A 12880-nucleotide genomic window follows, 5' to 3' on the forward strand; every position below is an offset into this window, starting at 1 on the left:
TGACCCCCTTGACGCTGCCTGAAATCAAGGATTTCAACGCGGTCCAAGCGATGCACCCTGTCTCAGCTATAGCGTGTCGCGCCTGATCGGATTCGAGCATTCATCACCCGGACCGAGGCAGCCTTCGCGCAATCGAATGCGTTCGGGTCGGCCGGTGAATTCGATTTGGCGCGACGCGCTCTATTTCGAGACGTGCTTTATTTCGAGACGTGCTTTAAAGCCGCCGCCCGCCCATCGCCGCCGCGCCTGTCGCGCGCTATAGCTGGGCAACCCAATACAGGAGGCAGAGATGGCAGATTGCGATATCGGGCTGGTGGGTCTGGGCACGATGGGCTCGGCGCTGGCGCTCAACATCGCCGAAAAAGGCTTTGGCATCGCGGTCTGGAACCGCAGCAATGGCGTGACCGATGATTTCAAATCCGGTGCTGGCGATCTGGCGGCGAAAATCACCCCGGCCCACAGCCTTGAAAGCCTCGTCGGCGCCCTGAAATCCCCCCGCGCCATTATCCTGATGGTGCCTGCGGGCGATCCGGTCGATCAGATGATCGCGGCGCTGCGCCCGCTGCTGGACGGTCAGGATCTGATCATCGATGCCGGCAATGCCAATTTCCGGGACACGGCCCGTCGCATGGCCGCCCCCGGCGCATTCCTTGGCATCGGTGTTTCGGGCGGCGAAGATGGTGCCCGCCACGGCCCCTCGATCATGGGTGGCGGAGACCCGGCCCATTGGGCCCGCGTGGCCCCGATCCTGACCGCCATCGCCGCCGATTACAAAGGCACCCCCTGCGCCACGCTGTTCGGCCCCGAAGGGGCGGGCCATTTCGTCAAGACGGTCCATAACGGTATCGAATATGCCGATATGCAGATGATCGCCGAAATCTACGGGCTGATGCGCGACGGGCTGGGCCGGTCGGCGGCCGATATCGGGGCGCTGTTCACGCGCTGGAATGGCGGGCCGCTTTCCTCCTATCTGGTGCAGATATCCGGGCAGATTGCCGCGACGACGGACCCTGTCACCGGCGCGCCGCTGCTCGATGTGATCGTCGATGCGGCGGGCCAGAAAGGCACCGGGCGCTGGACCGCGATCGAGGCGCAGCATCTGGGCGCGCCGATCCCGGTGATCGAGGCCGCGATTGCCGCGCGCAACATGTCGGCCCGGCGCGCCGAGCGGCAGGCCGGTGAGGCGCTGTTTGGCGCCGGCCCCAGGCCGATCGACCCCGAAGCGCTGCCCGATGAATTGCTGGAGGCGGCGCTGATCTGCGGCAAGCTGCTGTGCTATTCGCAAGGCTTCGCCATGCTGGCAGCGGCATCGCGGGAATTTGGCTGGGATCTGCCATTGCCCGAGGTCGCAAAGGTCTGGCGCGCCGGCTGCATCATCCGATCCGCGATGCTGGATGACATGGCCGCGGCGCTGGCCGATCATCCCGGGCAGGATCTGATCTTCGCGCCGTTTTTTGCGGGTCTCCTGGCCCGGACCCACAGCCCCCTGCGCCGGCTTGTCGCCATTGCTGTCCGCCATGGCATCGCGGTGCCCGCCCTTGCCGCGGGCCTGGGTTTTTTCGACACCATGCGCACCGCGCGCGGCACTGCCAACATGATCCAGGGCCAGCGCGATTTCTTCGGGCTGCACGGGTTCGTCCGGCGCGATGATGGCCGCAGCGATCAGCACGGGCCTTGGGCCGCCGGCTGACGGGGCGCGACGCGCTGTAAATGACACATCCGTCATTTTTAAGTGACACATGTGTCACTTATGCGCGGCCCCATGGCGCTGGACAAAGAAGAAGATGGGGGTCAGGTTTCTGCCGCGACCAGCGCCGGTGGTTTCGGCCCGCCAGTGGCCCAATCGAGCAGTTCGACCGTATGCACCATCGGCAGGGCCGTGCCGGATCCGATCTGGATCATGCAGCCGATATTGCCGGCCGAGATGACCTGTGGATCGGTGGCCTCGATCATGTCGACCTTGCGGGTCTTCAACTGGCCTGAAATCTCGGGTTGCAACAGGTTATAGGTGCCCGCCGAGCCACAGCACAGATGCGCGTCGCGCGGCTCTATCACGGTGAAGCCGGCGCGTTTCAGCAGATCCTTCGGCTGCGAGGTGATTTTCTGGCCGTGTTGCAGCGAACAGGCGGCGTGATAGGCGACGCGCAGGGCCGGGGCCGTGCCGGTTGGCGTGATGTCGAGCTCTGCCAGCAATTCGGTGATGTCTTTCGAGATGGCCGAGATGCGGGCGGCGTCGGGGCCAAGCGGATCTTCACGGAACATATGGCCGTAATCCTTCACCGTGGTGCCGCAGCCGGAGGTGTTGATGACAATGGCGTCGAGCCCCTCGCCATCCAGTTCAGCCGTCCAGGCGCGGATGTTTTTTGCCGCCGTGGCGTGGCTTTCGCCGGTCTTGCCCATGTGATGCGTCAGCGCCCCGCAGCAGCCGGCCCCTTTTGCGACCACGACCTCGCAGCCATGGCGGCGCAGGATGCGGATGGTGGCGTCGTTGATATCGGTATTGAGCGCCTTTTGCGCGCAGCCCGTCATCAGGGCCACCCGTTTGCGGCGCGCGCCAATGGCGGGAAATACTTGCGCATCGTCATTGCGGCTGACCGGCGGGATGGATCTGGGGGCCATTTCCAGCATCGCGCGCAGGCGCGGGTCGGGCATCAGGCGGGCGAAGGGTCGGGCCAGTTTGGCCCCGGCCAGCGCGGCGCGAAACCGGTAGGGATAGGGCAGGATGCGCGCCAGCGTCCAGCGCAGCAGGCGGTCCATCAGGGGGCGTTTGTAATGGGTTTCGATATAGCTGCGGGCGTGATCGACCAGATGCATGTAATGCACCCCCGAGGGGCAGGTGGTCATGCAGGCCAGGCAGCTGAGGCAACGGTCGATATGGGTGACGGTTTTGGCGTCCGGCACGCGCTCGTTTTCCAGCATGTCCTTGATCAGGTAGATCCGGCCGCGCGGGCTGTCAAGCTCGTCGCCCAACAGCAGATAGGTGGGGCAGGTGGCGGTGCAGAACCCGCAATGCACGCAGGAGCGAAGGATCTCATTGGCGCGTGCGGTGCCGGCGTCTTGCAATTGCTCATCGGTGAAGGTGGTTTGCATGTCTTAGCCCATCAGCCCGGGGTTGAGGATGTTTTCAGGGTCGAATTTTTCGCGCAACCCGGCGGTGATTTTGGCCAGTGCCGGGGCCAGCGGCTGGAACACCGGCGCGTCGCGGCGCAGGGTTGTATCGCCCTTGACCAGCGTGGCGTGGCCACCATATTCGGCCAGCGTGTCGCGGATCCGTGTAGCGGGGTCGGGGTGGAATTCCGGCACGGCCAGCCAGATCAGTCCACCGCCCCAATCCAGGGCGGCCTCGGCCTGAAGCGTGCTCTGCAGATGGCTCACGATCCGGGCGGCATCGGTGGGTTTGACGGAGAGCCGCCAGAGGCTGCCGGCGCGCCCTGACAAGGCCTTCACATCGCGGATATCCAGCCAGAGCGCCTGATGCGCCGCGCCGTCGATCACCGTGCTTTCATGGGTTGCGAACAGGGATTGCAATCGGGTGGAGCGGTTGTTGACCTGAATCTCGAACCCTTCCAGCCGCAGATAGGCGGTGCCACCGGTAAAGGCCGCGCCGGAGATTTCATAGGGTGTGCCGAGGGCGGTGCAGAAAAGCGCCGTGGCCTGTGCGACAGTCAGGTTTTCAAAGGCCAGCGTGCGGGCGGTTTCGGCCCGGGGCAGGGTTTTCAGGGACAGCTCGGTCAACACGCCCAGGGTGCCGTACGCGCCGCACATCAGCTTGGCCAGATCCAGACCGGTGACATTCTTCATCACCCGGCCGCCGTTTTTCAGCACCTCACCGCGGCCATTCACGAAGCGCACGCCAAGCAGATGGTCACGGCAGGCCCCGACAAGGGAGCGGCGCGGGCCGGAGACGGCGGCGGCGACCATGCCGCCCACTGTCGGCGTGCCGGTCGAGCCCAACAGCGCGCGGTGGTCCATCGGTTCAAATGCAAGCTGCTGGTTTTCAGCCTCGAGCGCGGCTGTCACCTGCGCAAGCGGGGTGCCCGCGCGCACGACCATGTTGAGCGATCCGGGTTCATAAAGCTCGATGCCTGCAAGGCCGGTGGTCGACAGGGTGGCGTCGGTCTCGATCGCCTGGCCAAGGGCTGCGCGGGTGGTGCCGCCGGTGATGCGCAGGCGGGTGGCGCTGGCTGCGGCCGATGCCACGGCCTCGGCCAGTTCGGCTTCGGTCGTGGGGGTCAGGGCGGCGGTCATGGGCAGCCCTCCGTTTCAGTCGGCATCGAAACCGATTTGAAGATGATCGGTAAACCCAGGGATTTACTCTGAAACTGCCTCAAGGAATGCGTGCTCATATTCTGTCCAACCAAATCTTGCAGCCTGCCGAAATGCCCCGCGCCATGCTGTTCATCTTATTGCTTCAACGCGGCGACCGGCGGCTTTCGCTGGCCTCAAGCGGAAACACCTTTGCCGGGTTCAGGCCCCATTTCGGATCAAAGACATCCTTCACCTGCATCTGCATTTCCAGATCGGCAGGGCTGAACTGATCAAACATCAGATCGCGTTTCTCGATGCCGACGCCATGTTCGCCGGTCAGGCAGCCGCCGACCGCGACGCAGGCGCGCAGGATCTCGGCCCCAAGCGCTTCGGCGCGTTCCAGATCGCCCGGAGCATTGGCATCAAACAGAATCAGCGGGTGCATGTTGCCATCGCCGGCATGGAACACATTGGCCACTTTCAGCCCATAGCTGCGCGACAGATCGCCGATGGTTTTCAGCGTCTGCGGCAGGGCCGAAACCGGCACCGTGCCATCGAGGCAGAGATAATCATTGATCTGGCCCATCGCGCCAAAGGCCGATTTGCGGCCCTTCCAGATCGCGGCACTTTCTTCGGCCGATCGGCTCACGCGCAGCTCGACCGGATCGAGCGCATTGGCGATGGTGGTGATCTTGTCCAACTGGTCGGCGATCTCGGCCTCGGAGCCTTCAACCTCGACAATCAGCAGCGCCTCGCAGATCGGGTATCCGGCTTTGGCAAAGCTTTCCACCACCTCGATGCAGGGCCGGTCCATATATTCGATGGCCACCGGCAGAACGCCCGATTTGATGATATCGGCAACGCATTGCCCGGCCACCTCGGCATCGTCATAGCCGATCAGGACCGGCCGCGCGCCTTCGGGTTTGGGCAGGATGCGCAGGGTGGCCTCGGTCACCACGCCAAGCTGGCCTTCCGATCCGCAGATGATGCCCAGAATATCGAGGCCCGGCGCATCCATCTGGGGGCCGCCAAGTTCGACGATCTCACCATCGGCCATCACCATGCGCAGCCCGAGCAGATTGTTTGTGGTGACGCCATATTTCAGACAATGCGCGCCGCCCGAATTCATCGCGATATTGCCCGCGATGGCGCAGGCCAGTTGGCTGGACGGGTCGGGCGCGTAGAAGAACCCGTCGCCATCGACATGGTCAGAGACCGACAGGTTGGTCACCCCGGTCTGCACCCGGATGAAGCGGTTGTCATAATCCAGCTCCAGCACATCGCGCAGCCGCGCGGTGCCCAGGATGATGCTGTCGGCGGTGGGCAGCGCGCCCCCGGCCAGCGATGTGCCCGCCCCGCGCGGCACCACCGGCACGCCCATATCGTGGCAGACCTTCATCACGGCGGCCACGTCTTGGGTTGTGCGCGGCAGCACGGCGGCCAGCGGCGCGCAGCGATAGGCCACCAGCGCGTCGCATTCATAGGCGCGGGTTTCCATCGGGTCCGAGATCACATCTTGTTTGCCGATCGCGGCCTCCAATGCGGCGACGATTTCGGGTTTTCGGTTGAGAATGGCTTCGGCAGGTTTGGGCATGGCAATGGTGGACATGGTGGTCTCCTGTCGTTGCGGCGCATGCGGATGATTCCCCGCAAACGGCGCTCCTTGGCCCATGAATATCCCATATTGGTAATATTATCTAACCAAAAATGCCCATTTTGGTGTTTGAGCCGTCAAACCCCCAGGTAGCGGTCGGTGATCTCGGGGGTCAGCGCGTCGAACCTGCCGTCCCAGACCGAGATGCCTTTTTCCAGGATCACGCCACGATCGGCCACCCGGGCCAGTTCCGACAGCGATTTGTCGACCACCAGAATGGCCAGCCCGGTATCGCGTTTCAGCCGGGCGATGGCGGCCCAGATCTCGTGCCGCACGACGGGGGCGAGGCCCTCGGTCGCCTCATCCAGGATCAAAAGGCGCGGATTGGTCATCAGGGCGCGACCGATGGCCAGCATCTGCTGTTCGCCGCCCGAAAGCGAGGCCGCGATCTGCCCTGATCGTTCACCAAGCCGGGGGAAAAGCGCGGTGACGGTGGTGAGATCCCAATGCCCCTTGCGGGCCGCCGCGATCAGGTTTTCGCGCACCGTCAGCGGGCCGAAACAGCGCCGCCCTTCCGGCACCAGCCCCAGACCCATTCGCGCCGCCTTGTGGGCGGGGATGCGGGCCATGTCCTGGCCATCCAGTTGCAGGGTGCCGCTGCGATAGGGCAGCAAGCGGCAGATCACCTTGACGGTGGTGGATTTGCCCATGCCGTTGCGCCCCATCAGCGCCAGAACCTCGCCCGCCCCCAGGGTCAGGCTGACATCGAACAGCGCCTGTGACGGCCCGTAAAAGGCGCTGATATTGCGCAGCTCCAGCAGGCTCATGGCGTGGCCTCATCGCCCAGATAGGCGCGGCGCACCTCCGGGTTATGGCGGATTTCATCGGGCGTGCCGGTGGCGATGATGCGGCCATAGACCAGCACCGAGATCCGGTCCGCCAGGGCAAAGACCGCATCCATGTCATGTTCGACCAGCAAGATCGGGGCGCGGTGGCGCAACCTGTCCAGAAACCCGGTCATCCGGTGCGAGCCTTCCAGCCCGAGCCCGGCCATCGGTTCGTCCATCAAAAAGGCGCGCGGGGCAAGCGTCAGGGCCACGGCGACCTCGAGCTGGCGGCGCTGGCCATGGCTGAGATCGGCGGTGCGGGCTGTGGCGAGATCTGCCAGCCCGACCTCTGCCAGCGCATCGCGGGCGACCTCCAGCAGCGCCTTATCGGTCATCACCGGCGCAAAGAACCGAAAGGCGCGGCCCGATGCCCCAAGCGCGCCCAGAACAGCGTTTTGCAGCACGCTATGGTCCATCGCCAGGGCCGAGATCTGGAAGGTGCGCGCCAGCCCCGCCCGCGCCCGCGCGGCCATATCCATGCCGCTGATATCACGACCCAACAGGTGAATGCGCCCGGCATCGGGGGCCAAAGCGCCGCTGATGACCTGAATGAGGGTCGATTTCCCGGCCCCGTTCGGGCCGATCAGGGCGTGGATTTCACCGGCCCGCAGATCCAGGCTGACATCCTCATTGGCAATCAATGCGCCAAAGGCCTTGCTGATCCCCTGAATGCGCAGCACCGGTTCAGTCATGCGCCACCTCGCGCCCCGCAATCAGCCCGATCAGCCCGCCGCGCGCAAACAGCACCATGCCAAGCAGGATCGCGCCCAGATAGATATGCCAATAGTCGGAAATGCCATCCAGCCAGTATTCCATCGTGATGAACACGGCCGCCCCCAGGACCGGGCCAAAAAGCCGCCCGACCCCGCCGATAATGACAAACACCATGATCTCGCCCGAGGTCTGCCAACTGAACATTGTCGGGCTGACAAAACGGTTGAGATCGGCAAAAAGCGCGCCGGACAACCCGGTGATCGCGCCCGATAGCGTGAAGGCCACCAGATGCAGGTGCCGCGGCCGGATGCCCACGGCGGTGACGCGGATCGGGTTTTGCCGGGCGCTGGCAAGGGCCAGGCCGAAACCCGAGTTCTGGATCCGGGCCACCAGCCACAGCGCCGCCAGCAGCAACCCGAAAGCGATGCCGTAGAACTGGATCGGATCCAGCGTGTTGAGGCCGGGAAAGCCGTTGCGGATATAGATCGACAACCCGTCATCGCCGCCATAGGCGGGCCAGCTGATCATGAAGAAATACAGCATCTGCCCAAAGGCCAGCGTGATCATGATGAAATAGACGCCCGAGGTGCGCAGGCTGAGCGCCCCGATCAGAACGGCCGCCAGGGCCGAGACCAGGATCGCCACCAGCCAGATCACCGGCATGGATTTGGTGCCCTCGATCAGGAACGGGGCCTCGATCAGGGGCAGGTAATTCTGCGCGTGAAAGGCCAGCACGCCCATGGCATAGCCGCCGATCCCGAAAAACGCGGCATGGCCGAAGCTGACCAGCCCGCCAAGCCCAAGCGCCACATTCAGCCCGACCCCGGCCAGCGCCAGAATGGCGGCGCGGGTGGTCAATGTGATGATGAACGGCTCATTGGCCACCCAGGCCCAGAGCGGCACGGCGATAAAGGCCAGCAGGATGGCACCGTTCAGAAGGGTTTCGCGGCGCATCAGGTGGCCCTGCCGAACAGGCCCGAGGGCCGGAAGATCAACACCGCCGCCATCAGGACATAGATTGTCATCGAGGCCAGCGACGCGCCGACCGTGGTGGCCGATGAGGCATCCATGATCAGCCCGAAAAGCTGCGGCAGGAAAACCCGGCCAAGCGTGTCGGTCAGCCCGACCAGAAGCGCCCCGATCAGGGCCCCCCTGATCGACCCGATACCGCCGATGACGATGACCACGAAAGCCAGGATCAGAACCGGCTCTCCCATGCCGACCTCGACCGACTGGATGGCCCCGATCAGCGCCCCGGCCAGACCGGCCAGCGCCGCGCCAAGGGCAAACACGGCCGTGTAGAGCCGCGAGATATCGACCCCCAATGCCCCGATCATCTCGCGATCGACCTCGCCGGCGCGGATCTGGATGCCAACCCGGGTGCGGGCGATGAACCAGAACAGGCCGGCGGCGATGGTCAGCCCCATGGCGATGATGAACAGGCGGTAGATCGGGTATCGGATGCCGCCGGGCAAGGTGATCGGGCCCGACAGCAGATCGGGCGTATCGAGATAGAGCGGGAAGGAGCCGAACAGGAACCGGGTGCCCTCGGAAAAGATCAGGATCAGCGCGAAAGTGGCCAGCACCTGATCCAGATGGTTGCGGCTGTAAAGCCTGCGGATGATCAGGGTTTCGACCAGCACGCCCGCAATGGCCGCGGCCGTCAGGCTTGCCATCAGCGCCAGCACGTAAGACCCGGTTGCCGCCGCCGTGGCCGCCGCCGCGAAAGCGCCGATCATGAACAGCGAGCCATGCGCCAGGTTGATCACCCCCATGACGCCAAAGATCAGCGTCAGCCCGGCGGCCATCAAAAACAGCATCACGCCGAATTGCAGGCCGTTCAGGATCTGTTCGATCAGAAGGATCGCGGTCATGGTAAGGCCTGCCCGGGCTGGTTCGTGTCAATTTCCTGCGCCCGCGACCCTGCGGGGTTCGGGGCATAAGATCAACCGGGCAGGCAGAAAAAGCGCAACATTTTCATGGTTTCGTTGCGCGTTTCCCGGACGCTGTCATGGGCCGGCGCGCGGCGATCATCTGGGCAGGGCCGGGGCCGGATATCGGCGGGCAGGACCGGCCCGGCTGGCCCCGGCGCGCAAGCTCGGGTAAGGGTTGGACATTGCCAGCCCCGAACCGGAGCCGCCCGCCCGATGCCCCTGCACCCCGGACCCTTGATGTGAGCGGCGCGGTCTTTCTCATGGTGCTGGCTGCCGCCTGCCTGCATGCGTTCTGGAATGCGCTGGTCAAGGGCGGTGCCGACAAGGCGGCGGCAATGACGGCGGTGGTGATCGGGCAGGGGGCGACGGGGCTGTTGCTGTTGCCTTTCGTGCCGTTCCCCGACCTCGCATCGCTGCCCTATCTTGCGGGCGGGGTGGCGCTGCATTTCGGGTATCAGGTGTTTTTGATCGCGGCCTACCGGATCGGCGATCTGAGCCAGGTCTACCCCATTGCGCGCGGGTCATCGCCGTTGATTGTGGCGGCCGTTTCGATCCTTGTTCTGGGCGAGGAATTCACGTCGCCGCAATTGGCGGGTATCCTGCTGATCGCTCTGGGGATCGGCTCGATCGCGCTGGTGCGCCGGTCTGACGGCGTGTTTCAGGGCAAGGCGGCGGTGCTGGCGCTGGTCACCGGCGCCTTCATCGCCGCCTATTCCATTGTCGATGGGCTTGGCGCGCGGGTGGCGGGCACGGCGCTTGGGTTTTACGCCTGGCACGCGTTGATCAATGCGGCGGTGTTTGCCGGCGTGATCGGTGTGGTGCGCCCATGCCTGCTGCCCGCGGCGCTGGCTTTGCGGCGGTCGCTTCTTGTGGGCGGCGGGGCGTCGTTCATAGCCTATGCGCTGGTGATGTATGCCTTTACGCAAGCCCCCATCGCCCTGGTCACGGCCTTGCGCGAGACCAGCATAATCTTCGCGCTTTTCATCGGTGTGGGCCTGTTCCGGGAACCTTTGAACCTGGCCAAGGTTGCCGCCACCATGATGACGCTCAGCGGCGCGGCGCTTTTGCGGATCTATCGCGGCTGACTGCCGTCAGGCGGCCCCGAGCGGGAACCGTTGCAGCAGATGAAAGCGCCCATCCGCGTCCTGCCCCATCAGGGCCAGATCGTCGATGCGCAAGGGCTGCGGCAGGACGGGTGCGAAATGGGCGCGCAGGCACCGGGCCACGCCATCACGCGCCGTATCCGGCAGCGGCCCGGTCAGGGTGAGATGGAACCGGAACTGATCCAGAACATAGGGGTAGCCATAGCGCGCAAGCAGCGCCTGCTGTCGAGGGGTGAGGTGGGGGGACTGGCGTTTTGCAAGCTCAGAGGCCGTTAGCGCGGCGCGCAGCGGCTCCAGCCCGGTCACGACATGCGCGGCAAGGGCCGTCAGAGGCGCATCGGGTGCCGGGGCAAAGGCCAGAAACCGGCCCAGGCTGGTCAGCCGCAGATCGGCAATGCTGACCGGGGCCGCTTTTGCCGCCAGATCTGAAACGGCGGCTTGCAATGATGTCAGATCTTCGCCGGCCATCAGATGAAAGGGTGCCATCAGCGTGCCGTGAAACCCGTATTTTCGGGGTCGTGCCGTCAGTTCTGCGGCGGGCAAAGGCAGGCCCGGCAGCGGGGGTTGCACGCGCGCCATACCGGCCAGGCTGTCCCAGCCCAACCAGGTGGTACCGGCCTCGTAGAACCGGCCATGCGGCACCGCAAAAACCGCATATCGGTGCCAATCGCGCATCATTCCCCCGTTTCCGTCCGGGGCAATGGATGGCAGAGCAGACCCGGTTTGCCAATCCGATCACCGCAGTGATTGCAGAACCCGGCGGGTGGCGGCCATCAGCGGCGCGTGCAGGTCATCCATGATCTCCAGCCGGTCGAACCGGTCGGGGTCGCGCGCCAGCGCGTCGCGCAACGCGGCCCCGAAGGCCATGCGCAGCTCGGTTCCGATGTTGAATTTGCAGATGTTGGAGCCGCGTGACAGGCGCTGGCGCAGCGCCGCGGGCACGCCTGATCCGCCATGAATGACCAATGGCACGGATGTGACCGCCTCGATTGCCCGAATGCGGGCCTCATTCAGCCCGCCTGCCTGATCTTGTTGCAGATGCATGTTTCCGACCGAAATGGCCATCGCATCGACGCCGGTTTCGGTTGCAAAACGGGCGGCTTCAATGGGGTCGGTCCCGGCCGAGGCCGCGCCCCCTGCATAGCCGACAAACCCGATCTCGCCTTCGCAGGACGCCCCGACCGCATGAGCCATTTCCACGATCTTCGCGGTTTGCGCGATATTTTGCTCCAGATCAAGCTGCGAGCCGTCAAACATGACCGAGGTAAAGCCGCAATCCAGCGCTTGGCGACACTCATCGGCGCGATAGCCGTGATCAAGATGCGCCACCACCGGAACCTCTGCCGTTTCCGCCAGATGCCGAAACATCGCACCCAGAACCGGCAGCGGTGTATGTGCCCGGCATGACGGCCCGGCTTGCAGGATCACCGGGCAGCCTTCGGCCTCGGCTGCGGCCAGATAGGCGCGCATGTCCTCCCATCCATGCGTCACCAGACCGGCCACCGCATAGCCCCCCGACAGCGCCGGGCGCAGGACATCGGATAATGTGGCAAGCGTCATTTGAATCTCGCGATCATGTCCTTGATGCCGGGAATCGTCTCGATCTGATGGGCATGGGTGGGCTGGAAATACTGCACAAGCGACCTTTGCGTCAGGCCGCCCAGAATGGTGAAATAATACATCTCATAGCCCGGCAGCACCGCGCAGGGGTGATACCCGTTATTGATGCAGATCGTGGAGCCATTGACGATATGATAGGCGTCACCCGGTTCATTATCGACGCGTTGCAGCATTTGCAGGCCGGATCCGTGATCGGGTTTGAAGCGGAAATTATAGGTTTCGTCATGCCGGGTTTCATGGGGCAGGCGGTCGGTGTCATGTTTGTGGCTGGGAAAGCCCGACCAACCGCCCCGGCCCACGGTAAACAGCTCGCTGACCAGCAACCGGCCCACCTTGCCCTGCTGTTTCCGGCCCAGAATATGCTTGATCTTGCGATGCGTCCTGGTGTGGTCCGAGCCATATTGCACAAGGTCCATGTCAGGCGCGCGGACGTCAAAGGGGTCCAGCACCTTGTCATGGCGCGCGCCTGCGATGAAGGTCTCGGTTTCCTTTGACACGCAGGTCATGCGAACCTTGGCCCCGACCGGCATATAGGCCCCTTCGGGGTCGCCATCCCAGACATCTTCGCCGCGATGGCCAAGATCGCGGAAATCCACGCCCTCGACCTCCAGATCGACCGAGCCGGTGGCCGGCACCACGCAGGTTTCATAGCCGGGCACCTGATATTCAAACACCTGGCCCTGTTTCAGTTTGACGATGTTGAAATAATTCAGTGGCACCATTGTGTCGCCCATATCGACGATGGGCCGGTTCCGGTTGTCAAAGGGGGGGATGTGCATG

The 12880-nt window shown here is 64.3% G+C and carries 12 protein-coding genes; 2 read left to right on the forward strand and 10 right to left on the reverse strand.

What is annotated here, in order from left to right:
- The first annotated feature begins 289 nt into the window (after positions 1-289).
- On the forward strand, positions 290-1690 hold the full coding sequence (gene gnd / locus ACW8PS_RS03645) for an NADP-dependent phosphogluconate dehydrogenase (RefSeq protein WP_491525914.1): 1401 nt from the start codon (positions 290-292) through the stop codon (positions 1688-1690).
- Between the two features lie 101 nt (positions 1691-1791).
- On the opposite strand, the gene glcF is transcribed toward gnd, so the two are convergent.
- The 7 genes from glcF to ACW8PS_RS03680 all read right to left on the reverse strand — a co-directional run bounded on the left by glcF (position 1792) and on the right by ACW8PS_RS03680 (position 9317).
- Positions 1792-3090, reverse strand: a complete 1299-nt coding sequence (gene glcF / locus ACW8PS_RS03650) for a glycolate oxidase subunit GlcF (RefSeq protein WP_491525915.1) — start codon at positions 3088-3090, stop codon at positions 1792-1794.
- 3 nt (positions 3091-3093) lie between these two features.
- Entirely contained in the window at positions 3094-4248 is a 1155-nt protein-coding gene (gene glcE, locus ACW8PS_RS03655) for a glycolate oxidase subunit GlcE (RefSeq protein WP_491525916.1), read from the reverse strand.
- Between the two features lie 163 nt (positions 4249-4411).
- Positions 4412-5848: an FAD-linked oxidase C-terminal domain-containing protein gene (locus tag ACW8PS_RS03660; protein WP_491525941.1), complete on the reverse strand. Its 1437-nt coding sequence runs from the start codon at positions 5846-5848 to the stop codon at positions 4412-4414.
- A 131-nt stretch (positions 5849-5979) separates the two neighbouring features.
- The gene (locus ACW8PS_RS03665) at positions 5980-6669 is read right to left on the reverse strand and encodes an ABC transporter ATP-binding protein (protein WP_491525917.1); all 690 of its coding nucleotides are present in this window, start codon (positions 6667-6669) and stop codon (positions 5980-5982) included.
- Positions 6666-7421 (reverse strand): ABC transporter ATP-binding protein, encoded by a 756-nt coding sequence (locus tag ACW8PS_RS03670; protein WP_491525918.1) that lies wholly within the window; start codon positions 7419-7421, stop codon positions 6666-6668. Before ACW8PS_RS03670 ends, ACW8PS_RS03665 begins: the two co-directional genes overlap by 4 nt.
- Entirely contained in the window at positions 7414-8397 is a 984-nt protein-coding gene (locus ACW8PS_RS03675; protein ID WP_491525919.1) for a branched-chain amino acid ABC transporter permease, read from the reverse strand. Before ACW8PS_RS03675 ends, ACW8PS_RS03670 begins: the two co-directional genes overlap by 8 nt.
- Positions 8397-9317: a branched-chain amino acid ABC transporter permease gene (locus ACW8PS_RS03680; RefSeq protein WP_491525920.1), complete on the reverse strand. Its 921-nt coding sequence runs from the start codon at positions 9315-9317 to the stop codon at positions 8397-8399. Before ACW8PS_RS03680 ends, ACW8PS_RS03675 begins: the two co-directional genes overlap by 1 nt.
- Positions 9318-9616: 299 nt before the next feature.
- On the opposite strand from ACW8PS_RS03680, the gene ACW8PS_RS03685 reads away from it, so the two are divergent.
- Positions 9617-10462 (forward strand): EamA family transporter, encoded by an 846-nt coding sequence (locus tag ACW8PS_RS03685; RefSeq protein WP_491525921.1) that lies wholly within the window; start codon positions 9617-9619, stop codon positions 10460-10462.
- A gap of 6 nt (positions 10463-10468) precedes the next feature.
- On the opposite strand, the gene ACW8PS_RS03690 is transcribed toward ACW8PS_RS03685, so the two are convergent.
- The 3 genes from ACW8PS_RS03690 to ACW8PS_RS03700 are packed head-to-tail and all read right to left on the reverse strand — an operon-like array spanning position 10469 to position 12879.
- Positions 10469-11158, reverse strand: coding sequence for a DUF1045 domain-containing protein (locus tag ACW8PS_RS03690; protein WP_491525922.1), 690 nt, complete (start codon positions 11156-11158; stop codon positions 10469-10471).
- 57 nt (positions 11159-11215) lie between these two features.
- Entirely contained in the window at positions 11216-12040 is an 825-nt protein-coding gene (locus tag ACW8PS_RS03695) for a class II fructose-bisphosphate aldolase (RefSeq protein WP_491525923.1), read from the reverse strand.
- A complete protein-coding gene (locus ACW8PS_RS03700; RefSeq protein WP_491525924.1) occupies positions 12037-12879 on the reverse strand; it encodes a 5-deoxy-glucuronate isomerase in 843 nt (280 codons plus the stop codon). The genes ACW8PS_RS03695 and ACW8PS_RS03700 overlap by 4 nt, the downstream gene beginning before the upstream one ends.
- Position 12880 lies beyond the last annotated feature (1 nt).

Source organism: Alterinioella sp. (assembly GCF_058343375.1).